The organism is Ensifer sp. LC384 (assembly GCF_001695865.1).
In the GTDB taxonomy this organism is placed as follows: Bacteria; Pseudomonadota; Alphaproteobacteria; order Rhizobiales; family Rhizobiaceae; genus Ensifer.
Genome location: NZ_MBST01000005.1, coordinates 27,328 through 43,541, shown reverse-complemented (window position 1 = coordinate 43,541; position 16,214 = coordinate 27,328). Strand labels below are relative to the sequence as shown.

Sequence of the window (16,214 nt, the reverse complement as noted above, 5' to 3'; positions counted from 1 at the left end):
ATTCCATGGTTGCCGTTTAGCGCTTGGAGACCGGCACGTAGTCGCGCTGCGGAGCGCCGACATAGAGCTGGCGCGGGCGGCCGATGCGCTGTTCCGGATCTTCGATCATTTCGTTCCACTGGGCAATCCAGCCGACGGTGCGCGCGAGCGCGAACAGCACGGTGAACATGGTGGTGGGGAAGCCCAGCGCCTTCAGCGTGATACCGGAGTAGAAGTCGATGTTCGGGTAGAGCTTCTTCTCGACGAAGTATTCGTCGGTCAGCGCGATACGCTCGAGTTCCATGGCGACTTCAAGAAGCGGGTCGTCCTTATGGCCGAGCTCTGCGAGCACTTCATGCGTGGTCTTCTGCATGATCTTGGCGCGCGGATCGTAGTTCTTGTAGACGCGGTGGCCGAAGCCCATGAGACGGAACGGATCGTTCTTGTCCTTGGCCTTGGCGATATATTCCGGAATGCGGTCAGCCGTGCCGATTTCGGCCAGCATGTTGAGCGCAGCTTCGTTGGCGCCGCCGTGAGCCGGCCCCCAGAGGCAGGCGATGCCAGCGGCGATGCAGGCAAACGGATTGGCGCCCGACGAACCGGCGAGGCGCACGGTCGAGGTCGAGGCGTTCTGCTCGTGGTCGGCGTGCAGGATGAAGATGCGATCCATGGCGCGCGACAGAACCGGGTTCACCACATACTCCTCGCAAGGCACGGCAAAGCACATGCGCAGGAAGTTCGAGGCGTAGTCGAGATCGTTCTTCGGATAAACGAAGGGCTGGCCGATATGGTACTTGTAGGCCATGGCTGCGATCGTCGGCATCTTGGCGATCATGCGCAGCGAGGCGACCATGCGCTGGTGCGGATCGGTGATGTCGGTGGAGTCGTGATAGAAGGCCGACAGAGCGCCGACGCAGCCGCACATGACGGCCATCGGGTGAGCGTCACGGCGGAAGCCGGTGAAGAAGCGCGACATCTGCTCGTGCACCATCGTGTGGTGCGTGACGCGGTAGTCGAAGTCAGCCTTCTGCGCCTTCGTCGGCAGTTCGCCGTAAAGCAGGAGGTAGCAGACTTCCAGGAAGTCGCCATGTTCTGCAAGCTGCTCGATCGGGTAGCCGCGGTGCAGGAGCACGCCTTCGTCGCCGTCGATATAGGTGATCTTGGATTCGCACGACGCCGTGGACGTAAAGCCCGGGTCGTAGGTGAACATTTTCGTCTGCTTGTAGAGTGAGCCGATGTCCACAACATCAGGGCCGATGGACCCCGATCGCACCGGAAGATCCGCCGACTTTCCATCGAGTGTTACAACCGCGGTTTTATCAGTCATCGGACCCTCCGTCTTATGGCACCGTGGCACAGAGACATGCCACGAAAATGAACGTTGCGAATTTGCTATATGATTTATTTTCGACTGCCAAGCTGTACGAAAGGCAAATTGTGCGATGCGAAAATGTGCATATGGCGACGCAATAATCGCATGTTAGGGCAATATGTCCAACGGGATCAATGACCGCCGGCAGAATGATGCGGTACCATTCCATATAGGTTTGCCGCTTTTTTCGGCAGATAGCGCTCAGGTTGCTGTTTGTCGCTATTGGTTGCATGATCGTCCGCGACCGCCTTGGGGGAGAAGTGCCATACAATGAGCGAGATCGAAGTCCGGTCTTTGATGCAGGACGCAGATCGTGTCGCTCCAGCACCACCCGCCTCGGTTTTGGCTGGCGGTATGTCTGCAACGCCCGCGAATGCGCGGCGCAATCTCGTTCTTCGCCTTGTGAGATCGTTTGCCACGGTAGCGTCGACGCGCCTCCGACCAGAGGCTATTGCTGCATCCTGGCGCGACGCCGTGGAGGAAGAAACGGCATTCGGCCACGGATTGGTGTTTGTTCCGGTTCTTTTGGCCGCGGGTGTGTTGACGTGGCTCTCGCTGCCCTATGACGTCGGACTCGTCAAACTTGCACTGCTGCTTTGCGTTTTCGGAATGGCCGCCTTGCTGTTCAGCATCCGCATGCGAGCCCTGCGTGCGCCGATGATCGCAGCCGGGCTGTTCACTGCGGGAATGATGCTTGCGGCAATCGAGACATCGCGCATCGACACGATCGTGCTCGACGGACCGGTGACGACGAACCTGCGGGGCAAGGTGTTTTCGCGCGAGAAGAATGATCGCGACCATTGGCGCTACGGCATTCTCATCGAGCAAACGACAAAGCCGATGCTCCGTCGGGCGCCCCTCAAGGCCATGGTGCTGTCGCGCAGCCCGCACGCTCCGTTGGCGATCGGGGCAACGATCGAGGGCAGGGCGCGTCTTTCGCCGCCTTCCGGCCCTGCGTTGCCGGGTCTGAACGACTTCGCGTTCGATTCGTACTTTCGGCAGATCGGCGCCGTCGGCTATTTCTACGGTGCGCCGCGTAGCCCGCCGGCCGATAGTGCCGCAGCGGCGTCGGACCGTTCGCTTTGGATGCGAATGGCGGAATATCTGGCCGCAAAGCGTGAGACGGTGGGCGAACGAATCCGCACGGTGATCGGTGGCGACACCGGTGCGCTTGCTGCAGCCTTGGTGACGGCGGAAGAAAGAGCGATCGGTCGCGACACCGTCGAGATGCTGCGACAGGCCGGCCTGGCGCATGTGTTGGCAATTTCCGGTCTCAACATGGTGCTTGCAGCGGGAACATTTCTGATTGGAGCGCGAACCGTCCTGAGCGCTGTTCCTGGATTGGCGCAGCGCGTGGCGATCAAGAAGATTGCCGCTGCGGGTGCGCTGACCATGGTCTTTCTCTACATCCTGATCTCGGGTGGTGCCGTATCCGCGGTGCGTGCCTGGATCATGATCTCGATCATGCTGGTCGCGGTCTTTTTCGATCGCATGTCGATCAGCCTGCGCAACATCGCGCTGGCCGCAATTGTCATCATCGTGATGACGCCATCGGCGGTCGCGGGGCCGGGGTTCCAGATGTCTTTCGCCGCCACATTGGCGCTGGTGGCAGGTTATGCACGCTGGCGCGAACGGGCAGGAGGGGGTGAGCAGCCGACGCCAGACCGATGGTGGGGCAGGCGGCTCGTTGCGGGCTTTGTCATCGGCGTGGTTGTAACCTCGCTGATCGGTGGCCTGGCGACCGCGGTCTATTCCGCCGCCTATTTCCAGCGCCTGCCAGCCTATGGCCTGCTCGCCAATATCCTTGCAGCGCCACTGATCAGCATCGTCATCATGCCGTTTGGCCTGTTCGCCATGTTGCTGATGCCCTTCGGCCTCGAGCAATATCCGCTCACTGTCATGGCATGGGGCCTTGATGGCATGCTGGTGATCGCCCGCTTCGTCACCTCGCTCGACGGCGAGTTTCTGACCGGCCGCATCGGGCCGCTGGCGTTCCTCCTCATTGCCTTTGGCGGGATCATGCTCTGTGTGTTGCGGACCTGGCTGGCAGGGATCGGAGCCCTGCTATTGTTTTCCGGGCTGGCTTGCCTTGTCTTCGAAGACAGGCAATTGCCGGCGGTTCTGGTGTCGGAAGATGGGCGGCTCGTTGGGTTGGTCACCGACGCGGCCATTGCGACGAACCGGGATCGCCCCTCCGACTTCCTCTTCTCTCAATGGCAGCGCGCATTGGCGGTCGAGAACCACGTTGCTCCAATGCCCGTGCAAGCGGTAGCAGCTGACGGTCTTTATCCCGAAATGAAGCCCCCGGCTGGCAAGGCGGCAGCGAGGACCGTCGATGCAGTGACAGCCTCCGCCGTCCGCGAAGATCTCACTTCCACGCTCAACCGTGCTTCGCTCGATGTCTTTTCGTGCCGAGACAAAGCATGGTGTGGCGCTCGGACCCGTTCTGGCTGGACGGTTGTGATCGTCGACGATCTAAGCCTGTTTGAGGTGCTGTGCGATCAAGCCGATCTGCTGATCGCGCCGGGAAGTTTCAACGAGCGGACCTGTCCATCCGGCCAGGCGCGAATCCTGAGTGGGCGCCTGCTGCGGTTGGCAGGGGCGGTCGAGATTTTCGCCGAGCCGGTCTCCGGCGACCAGCGCTCGAAGATGCGGTTCAAGACGTCGTTCACATCCTTGCAGCGTCCCTGGGAGCGCCACCGCGCGTATGACTGGCGAAGCGACGGCTTCGTCGACGGTTCGCCGTCCCTCTAGCTAGATCCTGCCGTTGGCCGCAATTGGGACGCAGGCGCGAAATTATTCTTGATCTTTATACTCCACAAATCCTTGTGCTTCAGTCATGGTTTGTCGTAAAGAGCGACCAACGCACGTTGAGGTGGCTGAAATTCCGGCTGTCTTTGAATTTTTGTGATGGCGAAACGGACCAGTACGCGAGGAACAAGATGCCCAACCGAACCCGATCGAAGCTGAATTTGTTGGCGGCAGCGACATTGGTGCTGGCTTGTGGTGTTTCCTCGACGGTCGTCTTTGCCCAGACGACAACCGCAACCGAGACGATGGTCCCGGTGGTCACTCAGGTTCAAAACGTTGAACCGGCGGCAACGGCAGCGGCCAACGCCAATGGTGCCCCTCAGGGCGGCCAGCCCGCGACCGCTCAACCGGCCGCCGAAGGGCAACCGACTGCCGACGGTCTCGCGGCGACCGCGTCTGACGTCGGTGGACAAGCATCGCCGGCATCAACGGAGGCCCCGGTGGCAGAAGCCGCTGAAGCGACCTTGGAGGTTGCCGCCAACCCGGTCCTGCCGCACGACCTTTCACCGGTGGGCATGTTCCTTGCCGCCGACATGGTGGTGAAGGCGGTGATGATCGGGCTGGCGCTTGCCTCGGTCATCACCTGGGCGATTTTTGTGGTCAAGACGCTCGAACTTTTTGCCGCAAAGGCGCGCCTTAGCCGCGCCGTCCGTCAGCTCTCCGCCGCAAATGGACTGGCTGAGCTTAAGCCCACATTCGAGGATAGGTCGGGTCCTGCCGCGGAAATGGTTGCTGCTGCGATCGATGAGATGGTGCGTTCGGAGGCCGTGCTCGATCACGCGCCGGCCGCAGGTCTCAAGGAACGCGTCGCATCGCTGCTGACGCGCATCGAGGTTCGCGCTGGCAAGCGCATGACCAGCGGAACGGGCATCCTTGCCTCGATCGGTTCGGTTGGCCCGTTCGTCGGCCTGTTCGGAACCGTCTGGGGGATCATGAACTCCTTCATCGGTATCAGTAAGGCGCAGACGACCAATCTTGCCATCGTCGCTCCTGGTATTGCCGAAGCGCTGCTGGCGACCGCAATCGGTCTCGTTGCCGCTATTCCGGCAGTTATCATCTATAACTATTTTGCCCGCTCGGTGGGCGGCTACAAGGTGATCCTCGCCGACGCGGCAGCTGCGGTCGAACGGCTTGTCAGCCGCGACCTCGATCACCGCCTGGTCCGCAAGGCGCAACCTCGTCGCCAGGATGGCTTTGCCCATCCGGCGGAAGCGTCCATCGCAAGGATCGGGTGAGGCATGGCCGGCAAGGTTGGCGACAGCGGCGGCGATCTCGACGAAAACAGCGAGATCAACGTCACCCCTTTCATCGATGTCATGCTCGTATTGCTGATCATCTTCATGGTCGCTGCTCCGCTTGCGACGGTGGACATGAAGGTCGACCTGCCGCAATCGGTGTCCAAGCCGACGCCACGGGACGACAAGCCGGTCTTCGTGACGCTCAACGCCGATCTCGGTCTTGCGATTGGTAACGAGGAAACGGCCCGCGAAGAATTCGCGGCCGAGCTGCAGCGCCTGACAGAGGGCAACACCGAGACGCGCGTTCTGCTGCGTGCGGACAAGGCCGTCGACTACGGCGAGCTTATGACGGTCATGAACCTAATCCAGAGCGCCGGTTACACCAAGATCGCCCTCGTCGGGTTGGAAGGGGCGCCTGGCCGCTGACGCCAGCCGTTCTTTGTTCTTGCGGCAGGCGCCAGCGTTTGCCGCCCCTGTCGGGGCGCACAATTGCCGGTTCCGACGTTTCTCGTTTCCTTTTTCCGCTGCAAGATGTTGCTGTCGCTTGAAACCGGCGGAGCGGCGATTTATGAGCTTATGCAAAGGCTCCGCATTGGCAGCCATAAGACGACTGCGCGGATCGCCGGGATATCGGTACCGCGCCCATCCGGACACGAGGGCAGTATGATGAATTTCGAAGCGGCGCGCACCAAGATGGTGGACAACCAGATCCGGACGACGGATGTCACGTCCCACGCCATCCTGTCCGCTTTCCTCTCCGTGCCGCGCGAAGAGTTCGTGCCTTCGCGCATGAAGGAACTTGCCTATATCGATACGGATATCGAGCTCGACGGTGCCAAGGACGCGGGCCCGCGGTACCTGATGGAGCCGTCGCCGCTCGCCAAGCTGCTGCAGCTCGCCGAAATCTCGAAGTCGGACGTCGTGCTGGAGATCGGCTGCGGCACCGGCTACGCCTCGGCGCTGCTTTCGCTGATTGCCGGTTCGGTCGTCGCGCTCGAATGCGATGCGGCGCTTGCCGCAACGGCGACGGAAACCTTGGCGCGGCTGGGGTATGACAACGCCGCTGTGGTCACGGGCGATCTTGGCAAGGGATATGCCGCCGAAGCGCCCTATGACGTCATCTTCGTTCATGGTTCCGTGGAGGTGCTTCCTGCCGCCTTGTTCGAGCAGTTGCGCGATGGCGGCAGGCTGATTGCCGTCGAAGGTTTCGGTAATGCTTCGCGTGCTAAGCTATATGTCCATGAGCATGGGAAGACGTCCGAAAGGGCGGACTTCAACACTGCGGTCAAGCCGCTTCCCGGCTTCCGCCGCGAGCGGACTTTTGTTTTTTGAGGTGCCACTTATTGAGGTATCTCAACATTTAATTGTGCTGCTAAAATAACAATGTTGCCAATTGGCAACGAACCACCTGTTTCTTTTTGAAATGACCGTGCGCAGTATCGGTGTACAGTTGTGATCATGCCGAATCCGGGTTTCAAAGGGTGCTGAGGTAGTGATTTGCTCACCGGTGGGCGGTGTGAGCGCTTCATCGCCGTGTTTAGGGCGGCCCGGTTTCGACTTCGGAATGGTGCCGCAGGAAATAGTGGGCTGGCTTTGCCGCCCTGATCGGAGAGGGAAGTATGGTGTCGATTGTCCGCAAAGCAGCCTTTTGGGCTGCCGTCTCGACGAGTGTACTGCTTGCACCGCAGGCTGTGCTGGCGGAGACGATCTTCGGCGCAATGGCCAAAGCCTATGAGAATAACCCGGATCTGAACGCGGCGCGGGCTGGCCTTCGGGCAACCGACGAAGGGGTGCCGATCGCAAAGTCCGGGTTTCGCCCACAGGTTTCGGCGTTTGCAAATGGAACGCTTTCTAACGTCGACAACGAGGTTACCGGCAGTCGGGATTTTCATCAGGGGCAGATCGGAATCACCGTAACCCAGATGATTTTTGACGGCTTTCAGACGTTGAACAACGTTCGTGCCGCCGAATCGAATGTCTTTGCCAACCGCGAAGGGCTACGGGCAAACGAGATCCAGATTCTGCTGGCGGCAGCGACATCCTACGCCAACATCGCACGCGACCAGCAGATCGTTGCCATCCGCCGACAGAACATCGCCTTCTTGCAGGAGCAGCTGAACGCGTCGCAGGCCCGTCTTGACGTGGGTGAAGGCACCCGCACGGACGTAAGCCTTGCCGAGGCATCGCTTGCCAACGCGCAGTCGCTGCTGATCAGCGCCATCGCGCAGCTGAAGCAGAGCGAAGCGGTATATGTTCAGATCGTCGGCGTGGCGCCGAAGGGCATCAAGCAGCCGGGGCCGGCCACCAAGGGGCTTCCGCGTTCGCTCGATCAGGCCGTTGCCTTGGGATTGCGTCAGCACCCGACCATTCTTGCCGCCCAGTACAACGTCGATACCGCCGGCTACCAGGTGAAGTCCGCTGAAGGCACGATGCTGCCCGGCGTGACTATTCAGGGGCAGGTCGGGCGCACGACCGGCAACTCCGGTGACGGTATCGATAGCAACGCGTCGAGCCTCACGGCCCGCCTGACGGTGCCGATCTACCAGGGTGGTGCCGAATACGGCCAGATTCGTCGGGCCAAGGAGACCCTGGGACAGCAGCGCATCCTCGTCGATTCGCAGCGCGCCGCCGTTCAGCAGAACGTCGTGACCGCACACGCCCAACTTGAGGCGGCAGTTGCCCGAATCGGCGCCAACAAGACGCAGATCTCGGCCGCCAACATGGCTCTCGCCGGCGTCATCGAAGAGCGAAAGGTCGGCCAGCGCACCACGCTCGACGTGCTCGATTCGCAGCAGACCGTCCTGAATGCGCAGGAACAGTTGGCGATTGCCCAGCGTGATGCCGTCGTCGCAAGCTACGGCCTGCTCGCTGCCACCGCGACGCTGAGCGTCAAGAGCCAGGGCCTGCAGGTCGCCGAATACCGGGCCGAAGAGCACTACGAGGCGGTCAAAGACAAGTGGTTCGGTCTTCGAACCGTAGACGGCCGCTGATCAAGCAAAACGCCTCGGGAAACCGGGGCGTTTCTGCTTCTGCCGATCAAAACAAATCTGTGCAACAATCCAAGTGTCTGATTCGCGGCGTATGTTTCGTCCGTGAACTCACTTAAGGTTTGTTTGCAATCGGCACATGCGTCGTTTCGGGACACATGTTCGGCCGCGTCAAACGGGGATAGAAATGGCACAGCTCAATGTCGCGCGTGAACCTTCGATGGATGAGATTCTCGCATCCATTCGCAAGATCATCGAGAGCAATGAGCCGGGGCAGACCGATTTCTCCTCACAGGATCACTACGAGGACGACGGATCGGATGAGATCGAACTGACGATCGACAGCGAAATCGAAGCAGCCGCCTTCGGCAGGCGGGAAGAGCAGGCCGAGGCGCGCAAGCCCGCCACGCCTTCGCCGGAGATCGCGGTGGCCGTCATCCCTTCGGAGCCGCATTCAAGTATCGCGCAGCCTCCGCTTTCGCTGGCGGACGTTGCTGCCCGAGTAAGGGCAGCCTCCGAGCGTCACACCATGAGCTATGCTGCCAAAGAGCCGGTCAACGATGTGCCTTTGCGCAGCGTTCAGGATAGCCCGGTGATCACGTCGCGCATGGCGGCCGTTTCCGCACCACAGGCGCCGGCTGACCGTCTATCGATGGGTGCAGTACAGGAGCGCGCCAATCAGAGTGTGGCAGTCAAAGCCGCCGCAGCACCAGCGCCTGAGGTAGCAGAGCCGGCGCCCGCGATCGTTTCTGCCGGACCCGTGGCTGTCATTGCCGACGAGCCTGCAGCCGAAAGACCCGCACCTGCGATCGTTTCGCCGGAGGTCAGCCGGCAAGTTGCGCAGTCCTTTGACAATCTTGCCCAGGCTGTCGACCTGAGCACGCGGCGGTCGTTCGACGAAATTGCCGAAGAGATGCTGCGTCCGATGCTTCAGGAATGGCTGGACGACAACCTGCCGACCTTGGTTGAGCGGCTCGTTCGCGAAGAGATAGAGCGCGTCGCGCGCGGTCCCCGGCGCTAGATCTGAACCTTTCCGATACAGGGGCCGCGGAACAGTCGCGGCCTTTTTGCGTTCGTGTTGACTTGCATCGGCCGTTCCGGTTTACAAGACACAGATATCAATCTCCAAAATTGGCTTCAAAATGCTTGATAAGACCTACGATTCCGCATCCGTCGACCCACGTATCGCCAAGAAGTGGGACGAAGAAAACGCGTTTCGTGCAGGTGCGGGAGCAAAGCCCGGCGCCGACAGCTTCTGCATCGTGATCCCGCCGCCGAACGTGACGGGCTCGCTGCACATGGGCCATGCGCTGAACAACACGCTGCAGGACGTGCTGGTGCGGTTCGAGCGCATGCGCGGCAAGGACGTGCTGTGGCAGCCGGGCATGGACCATGCCGGCATCGCCACGCAGATGGTCGTCGAGCGCAAGCTGATGGAGCAACAGCAGCACCGCCGTCAGATGGGCCGTGAGGCCTTCATCGAGAAGGTCTGGGAGTGGAAGGCTGAATCCGGCGGGTTGATCTTCAATCAGCTGAAGCGGCTCGGCGCATCCTGCGACTGGTCGCGCGAGCGCTTCACCATGGACGACGGTCTGTCGGAGGCCGTCCTTGAAGTGTTCGTCTCGCTCTACAAGGAGGGGCTGATCTACAAGGACAAGCGTCTGGTCAACTGGGACCCGAAGCTGCTGACGGCGATTTCCGATCTGGAGGTCGAGCAGCACGAAATCAACGGAAACCTGTGGTACCTGCGCTATCCACTTGAGCCAGGTGTCACCTATCAGCATCCGGTCGCCTTCGACGAAGACGGCAAGGCAACGGAATGGGTGACGCGCAACTATCTGGTCGTTGCCACCACGCGACCGGAGACGATGCTTGGCGACAGCGGCATTGCCGTCAATCCGGAAGACGAGCGCTACAAGCCACTCATCGGCAAACACGTCATTCTGCCGATCGTCGGCCGACGCATCCCCGTCGTCGGTGACGACTATGCCGATCCGACGGCAGGAACGGGTGCCGTGAAGATCACGCCGGCGCACGACTTCAACGATTTCGACGTCGGCAAACGTGCCGGTCTCGCAGCGATCAACATCTTGACCGTAGAAGGTCGGATCAACATCAAGGACAATGAGGAGTTCCTCGAGGGCCTCAGCGAACCAGCGGCTTTGCATGGCGCGTGGGACGAGCTTGAGGGCAAGGACCGCTTCGAGGCGCGCAGGATCATCGTTCGGATCTTCGAGGAAGCCGGCCTGCTCGACAAGATCGAGCCGCACAAGCACATGGTCCCGCACGGCGACCGAGGCGGCGTGCCGATCGAGCCGCGCCTGACCGAGCAATGGTATGTCGATGCCAAGACACTGGCGAAGCCGGCGATCGCATCGGTTAAGGAAGGCCGCACCAACTTCGTCCCGAAGAATTGGGAAAAGACCTATTACGAATGGATGGAGAACATCCAGCCCTGGTGCGTCTCGCGTCAGCTCTGGTGGGGACACCAGATTCCGGCCTGGTATGGCCCGGACGGACAGGTCTTTGTCGAGAAGACCGAGGAAGAGGCGCTGCACGCCGCGATCCAGCACTATCTGGCGCATGAGGGCCCGATGAAGGCCTATGTCGAGGACCTGCTCGAAAATTTCAAGCCGGGTGAAATCCTGACCCGCGACGAGGACGTGCTCGACACCTGGTTCTCGTCGGCACTCTGGCCGTTCTCGACGCTCGGCTGGCCGAACGAGACACCGGAACTCGAAAAGTACTATCAGACCGATGTCCTGGTCACCGGTTTCGACATCATCTTCTTCTGGGTTGCCAGGATGATGATGATGGGCCTGCATTTCATGAAGGATGCCGACGGCACCCCGGTCGAACCGTTCCACACCGTTTATGTCCATGCGCTCGTTCGCGACAAGAACGGGCAGAAGATGTCGAAGTCGAAGGGCAACGTCATCGACCCGTTGGAACTGATGGACGAATACGGTGCCGACGCGCTGCGCTTCACGCTGGCGATCATGGCCGCGCAGGGGCGCGACGTGAAGCTCGACACGGCTCGCATCGCCGGCTACCGCAATTTTGGGACGAAGCTCTGGAACGCCACGCGCTTCGCACAGATGAACGGCGTTACCAACAGCGACGGCTTCATTCCTGAGGCGTCGTCGCTGACGATCAATCGCTGGATCCTGACCGAGCTTTCCCGGACCATCCGCGACGTTACCGAAGCGCTCGAAGGTTTTCGCTTCAACGAAGCTGCCGGCAGCCTCTACCGGTTCGTCTGGAACCAGTTCTGCGACTGGTACCTGGAACTGCTGAAGCCGGTGTTCAGCGGCGAGGACGAGGCGGCCAAGCGCGAGTCCCAGGCCTGCGTTGCCTATGTTCTCGACGAAATCTACAAGCTGCTGCATCCGTTCATGCCCTTCATGACCGAAGAACTCTGGGCTCAGACGGCGGGTGAGGGACGTGAGCGCTCTGGCCTGCTCTGCCACGCGGAATGGCCGTCCGCTTCCTATGCCGATGATGCTGCCGCCGACGAGATCAACTGGCTGATCGATCTGGTTTCGGGCATCCGTTCGGTCCGTTCGGAGATGAATGTCCCGCCAGCAGCCACCGCACCGCTCATCGTCGTTGCCGCCAACGCGCTCACGCGCGAACGCCTCGAGCGGCATGCCTCGGCCATCGGCCGCCTGGCACGCGTCGAGCATATCGATCATGCGGTGGTGGCGCCGCGCGGCAGCGCCCAGATCGTTATTGGCGAAGCCACGGCTTGCCTGCCGCTTGGCAACCTGATTGATCTCTCGGCCGAAAAGTCGCGTTTGGAAAAGGCGATCTCCAAGGTCGAAGTCGAGCGGGAGCGTATCCTCGGCAAGCTGGCCAACGAGAAGTTTGTCGCCAATGCGAAGCCGGAACTGGTCGACGCCGAACGCGAACGTCTCGTCGAACTGGATCTGCAAAAGGATTCACTCGGCGTCGCGTTGGCCCGGGTTGCAGAGGCCGGCTGAGTGCACCAAAGGCGTGATCTTATGTCATCCGCGGCGGCAGCGCCGCGGATTTCGCATTTTCTGATGAGGCGGCTGCGTTTGTCGCCAAGCCGATTCGGCATGCCAAGGCGGTGGCTTTCTGTCGAACCGACTTGGAAGTTCGAGCCTCGCTTTCAAACCCGAACCTGCCCTTTTTTGTGCAAAAACCGATGTTGTTGTTGTTGAGTAACACTTTCGGATTATATTGGAAAACTATCCTAATATTAGCGTCAAAATAGACGCTTCGCGCGAAATTCGTTCGATTTGGGTGGATTGTGTCCAAATGATGAGAATCTTACGTAAATTTGATGGCGCAGAGGAGCGCCGCACCCATAGAAAGCGGCATTTGCGATTTCACGCGATCGTGAGATTAGTTTTCGCACAGGCGACGTGAGGTGGATTGTCGCAGATTGAAATGCAGGGGGAGGAGCTTGATGGCTCACAAGAATTTGAAGCGGAGCGTCCTGACGGTGGCGGCCGGAGTTCTGGTTGCATCGGCGGCGCACGCTGGCGGTCTCGAACGCGGCGGTTATAACATCGATCTGCTGTTCGACCCGTCCGACTATGCAGTGGAAGCGACGGCGACTTATGTCAACCCGCAGCGCGAACTGGACAATGTGCGGGATCCAATCGCAGCCGACGGTAACTTAAACAGCCGCCCCAATTCCGGTATTCGGGATACGGAGGGATATTGGGTGCCTCGCATTGGATTCAAGGCCGGGCTCGGCGATAGCGTTGACTGCATGGCTGACTATTCACAGCCGTGGGGCGCGCACACCAATCCAGGCGCCAACTGGGCAGGCGCCAATGATAACATCGAGACGAAGATTGATAGCGACAACTATGCAGCGACCTGCTCCTACAAATGGGATGTGGGTCAAGGGCAATTTCGCGTCATCGGGGGTGTTTTCTACCAAGAGGTGAGCGGCTTCAAGGAGCGCCTGGTTCAACAGCTGCCGGGGGCGTTGGGCCTTTCGGGGGTCGGTCGACTTGATCTTGCCGGAAACGGATATGGCTGGCGCGCCGGCGTTGGCTATGAAATCCCCGAATATGCTGTTCGTGCGAGCTTGGTATACAATAGCGCCGTGGACCTGGGCGACGTGACCGGCACTCTCGATCTGCGGCAGCTTCCGCCAATTGGCAGTCCGTTGGCTGGCCGGGTCACCGACGTTTACGGCACAGCGGATATGCCCGACTCCTTGGAGCTTAAGATTCAGTCTGGTGTTGCTCCGGGATGGGTCGTGTTTGGTTCGGTCAAGTGGGTGGATTGGAGCCAGCTCCAAATTCTGCCGTTCTGCCCGACTTCAACGCGGGGTCTTGCAGCATGCACACCAACCAGTCCCGTTGTCGCAACAACGCTCGACCTTCTGTACCGCGATGGCTGGACTGTCTCAGGCGGCGTCGGCCACAAGTTCAACGACCAATGGAGCGGCGCCGTCAGTCTGACTTGGGATCGCGGAACAAGCACGGGCTTGGGCACGCTGACCGATACATGGACGCTCGGAGCTGGCGTGTCATATGCCGCGAATGAGAACATCGAACTTAGGCTTAGTGGGGCGCTCGGCATCTTGACGAGCGGCTCGTCCGGGGTCGTTCGAAAAGACGGAATCGACTATGGTACGCGCGCTCAGTACGATTTCGGTAACGACTTGGTCAGCGCCATCTCGACATCTATCAAAGTAAAGTTCTGATCTTCGATCGATTGGAATACTCAGGCCCGGTTCATCGCCGGGCCTTTCTTTTTGCCTTATGCGACATCTGTTGGTGACTGTTCCGCGCCGCGCCAATGTGACGATTCAGCAACACATTTAATGCTAGAGTTTGCTAGGGTCGGACTCAAGGTGAGTATGTCCATTTCCCGCCACAAACAGGGAGCAGCGATGTTGGGGACAAACGTGCAACTTGAAGATCGAGCCTGCAATGTTTGTAACGAAATGAAGTCATGTGTCGTCTTGCATGAGCTGCCGCACTTCTGCGGAAATCGTTCGGTAAAGCTGCACACAATGGAGTTTCCTCCTGGACTGGGTGCGTCGATGTTCTCGGCGGTTTCGGTGAACAAGTGAATGGCAAAGGGCTATTCAGGCGTTTGTGTTTGCAGCGGTGATGAGTTCGGCGTGGCCGGCTGGAACGGAAGAATTAGACTGTGATGCTTGCGGGTGAACTGAAGTCTTTGAAGGTTGCGATGCTCGGCGTGTCGCTGATGGTCGGCGGTGCGACGGCTGGTCCGGCACGTGCCTTTGATCCAGGCGCCGGCGTCAGCAAGGAATCCGGTCCGTTTGCCTTGTTCAAGTTCGGCTTTTCCGCCTACAAGAGCGGCCGCAAGGACGAAGCGGTCGAAGCCTACCGCTATGCCGCCGAGAAGGGGCATACCGGCTCCCGTTGGGCACTCGCCAACATGTATGCCTATGGCGACGGTGTCGCCGAAAATGACCTCGAAGCCTTCAAGATCTACAGCGAGATTGCCCAGCAGGGTGTCGAACCCGGTTCCGAGGATACGGGCTACTTCGTCAACGCGCTGATCTCGCTTGCCGGCTACTATCGCCGCGGCATTCCCGACAGCCCGATCAAGTCCGACATGTCTCAGGCGCGCCAGCTCTACTTCCAGGCAGCATCGACCTTCGGCGTATCCGAAGCGCAGTTCCAGTTGGCGCGCATGTTGCTTTCCGGCGAGGGCGGCAACGTCAACGTTCAGCAGGCCAAGAAATGGCTGAACCGTGCACGCAAGAATGGTCATGCCGGCGCCATGGGTGTCTTCGGCAACGTCATTTTCCAGGAGGGCCAGACCATCCGTGGCCTTGCCTATATGACCGCCGCGCTCGATCAATGTTTGCCGAAGGATCGGCCATGGCTGCAGTCGATGCAGGAACAGGCATTTTCTCTGGCGACCGAAGACGATCGCCGCAAGGCGATCACGTTGTCGCAGAATATGCACACTCAGGGCGACGAAGACTAAGCGTCGCCCCCGGCGGTCAACCTTCGCTTCAAAGCGGACGGTCGAACGCGAAGTAACCCGCGACCGGCACGTGGTCGGAAGGTTTCTCCCAAGCCCGCACATGTTTTTCGATCGACGTTGAAACCAGTCTGTCTGCCGCTTCCGGCGACAGCATCAGGTGATCGATCCGTATCCCGAAATTCTTCGGCCAACATCCAGCCTGATAATCCCAGAATGAGTAGAGCGGAACGTCATCCGTGGTCGAGCGAACGGCATCGGTGAGGCCGAGGTTGCGCAGATGGCGGAAAGCCTGACGCGTCTCGGGCAGGAACAGTGCATCGTTTTGCCAGACCTTGATGTCCCAGCAGTCGTGTTCCTCGGGGATGACGTTGTAGTCGCCAGCAAGAATAAACGGCTCTTCAAGCTGCAGGCGCTGCTCGGCATAGGCGGACAGGCGTGCCATCCAGCGCAGCTTGTAGGGATATTTTTCGCTATCGACCGGGTTGCCATTGGGCAGGTAGAGCGAGCAGACGCGGATGACGCCGCCGGAAACGGAAAATACGCCTTCGATAAAGCGGGCTTGCTCATCGGCATCGTCGCCCGGCAGCCCACGATTGACTTCGTCCGGTTTCAGCTTGGAAAGCAACGCAACGCCGTTGAAGCCCTTCTGGCCGTGCGTCTCGACGTGATAGCCGAGCGCTTCTATCTCAAGGCGCGGGAAGTTTTCGTCGACCGACTTGATCTCTTGCAGGCAGACGATGTCCGGATTCGACTCCTTCAGCCATGAAAGCAGGCTGTCGATTCGCGCCTTGACGCCATTGATGTTCCAGGTGGCAATCTTCATGGCTCGAAATGCCCTTCCATGTCAGTGAACCCTCTCGGACTGCTCCTTGT

11 protein-coding genes are annotated in these 16,214 nt (G+C 60.0%); 9 read left to right on the top strand and 2 right to left on the bottom strand.

Annotation, left to right across the window (positions count from 1 at the left end; translation table 11 throughout):
• Positions 1-16: 16 nt before the first annotated feature.
• Positions 17-1,306, bottom strand: coding sequence for a citrate synthase (gene gltA, locus BC363_RS06690; protein WP_065781194.1), 1,290 nt, complete (start codon positions 1,304-1,306; stop codon positions 17-19).
• 315 nt (positions 1,307-1,621) lie between these two features.
• On the opposite strand from gltA, the gene BC363_RS06685 reads away from it, so the two are divergent.
• The 9 genes from BC363_RS06685 to exoR all read left to right on the top strand — a co-directional run bounded on the left by BC363_RS06685 (position 1,622) and on the right by exoR (position 15,341).
• Positions 1,622-4,105: a ComEC/Rec2 family competence protein gene (locus BC363_RS06685; protein ID WP_065781193.1), complete on the top strand. Its 2,484-nt coding sequence runs from the start codon at positions 1,622-1,624 to the stop codon at positions 4,103-4,105.
• 188 nt (positions 4,106-4,293) lie between these two features.
• A complete protein-coding gene (exbB, locus tag BC363_RS06680) occupies positions 4,294-5,397 on the top strand; it encodes a tonB-system energizer ExbB (protein WP_244512898.1) in 1,104 nt (367 codons plus the stop codon).
• A 3-nt stretch (positions 5,398-5,400) separates the two neighbouring features.
• Positions 5,401-5,826 carry a TonB system transport protein ExbD gene (exbD, locus tag BC363_RS06675; protein WP_065781192.1) on the top strand — a complete coding sequence of 142 codons (426 nt, stop codon included), beginning with the start codon at positions 5,401-5,403 and terminating at the stop codon, positions 5,824-5,826.
• Positions 5,827-6,066: 240 nt separating this feature from the next.
• Positions 6,067-6,732, top strand: coding sequence for a protein-L-isoaspartate O-methyltransferase (locus BC363_RS06670; RefSeq protein WP_065781305.1), 666 nt, complete (start codon positions 6,067-6,069; stop codon positions 6,730-6,732).
• Positions 6,733-7,019: 287 nt separating this feature from the next.
• Positions 7,020-8,390, top strand: a complete 1,371-nt coding sequence (gene tolC, locus BC363_RS06665) for an outer membrane channel protein TolC (protein ID WP_065781191.1) — start codon at positions 7,020-7,022, stop codon at positions 8,388-8,390.
• Between the two features lie 184 nt (positions 8,391-8,574).
• A complete protein-coding gene (locus tag BC363_RS06660; protein WP_065781190.1) occupies positions 8,575-9,408 on the top strand; it encodes a PopZ family protein in 834 nt (277 codons plus the stop codon).
• 121 nt (positions 9,409-9,529) lie between these two features.
• Positions 9,530-12,370: a valine--tRNA ligase gene (locus BC363_RS06655; protein WP_065781189.1), complete on the top strand. Its 2,841-nt coding sequence runs from the start codon at positions 9,530-9,532 to the stop codon at positions 12,368-12,370.
• Positions 12,371-12,822: 452 nt separating this feature from the next.
• Complete coding sequence (locus BC363_RS06650; RefSeq protein ID WP_065781188.1) at positions 12,823-14,079, top strand: OmpP1/FadL family transporter; 1,257 nt, start codon at positions 12,823-12,825, stop codon at positions 14,077-14,079.
• A gap of 455 nt (positions 14,080-14,534) precedes the next feature.
• Entirely contained in the window at positions 14,535-15,341 is an 807-nt protein-coding gene (gene exoR / locus BC363_RS06645; RefSeq protein ID WP_053247312.1) for an exopolysaccharide production regulator ExoR, read from the top strand.
• Between the two features lie 28 nt (positions 15,342-15,369).
• Here the strand turns inward: exoR and xth are convergent, their stop codons facing one another.
• Entirely contained in the window at positions 15,370-16,164 is a 795-nt protein-coding gene (gene xth, locus BC363_RS06640; protein WP_065781187.1) for an exodeoxyribonuclease III, read from the bottom strand.
• Between the last annotated feature and the right edge of the window lie 50 nt (positions 16,165-16,214).

Bases quoted from the DNA above. Each gene is read 5' to 3' on its own strand.
- gltA (WP_065781194.1), bottom strand. From the start codon at position 1,306: ATGACTGATAAAACCGCGGTTGTAACACTCGATGGAAAGTCGGCGGAT.
- BC363_RS06685 (WP_065781193.1), top strand. From the start codon at position 1,622: ATGAGCGAGATCGAAGTCCGGTCTTTGATGCAGGACGCAGATCGTGTC.
- exbB (WP_244512898.1), top strand. From the start codon at position 4,294: ATGCCCAACCGAACCCGATCGAAGCTGAATTTGTTGGCGGCAGCGACA.
- exbD (WP_065781192.1), top strand. From the start codon at position 5,401: ATGGCCGGCAAGGTTGGCGACAGCGGCGGCGATCTCGACGAAAACAGC.
- BC363_RS06670 (WP_065781305.1), top strand. From the start codon at position 6,067: ATGAATTTCGAAGCGGCGCGCACCAAGATGGTGGACAACCAGATCCGG.
- tolC (WP_065781191.1), top strand. From the start codon at position 7,020: ATGGTGTCGATTGTCCGCAAAGCAGCCTTTTGGGCTGCCGTCTCGACG.
- BC363_RS06660 (WP_065781190.1), top strand. From the start codon at position 8,575: ATGGCACAGCTCAATGTCGCGCGTGAACCTTCGATGGATGAGATTCTC.
- BC363_RS06655 (WP_065781189.1), top strand. From the start codon at position 9,530: ATGCTTGATAAGACCTACGATTCCGCATCCGTCGACCCACGTATCGCC.
- BC363_RS06650 (WP_065781188.1), top strand. From the start codon at position 12,823: ATGGCTCACAAGAATTTGAAGCGGAGCGTCCTGACGGTGGCGGCCGGA.
- exoR (WP_053247312.1), top strand. From the start codon at position 14,535: ATGCTTGCGGGTGAACTGAAGTCTTTGAAGGTTGCGATGCTCGGCGTG.
- xth (WP_065781187.1), bottom strand. From the start codon at position 16,164: ATGAAGATTGCCACCTGGAACATCAATGGCGTCAAGGCGCGAATCGAC.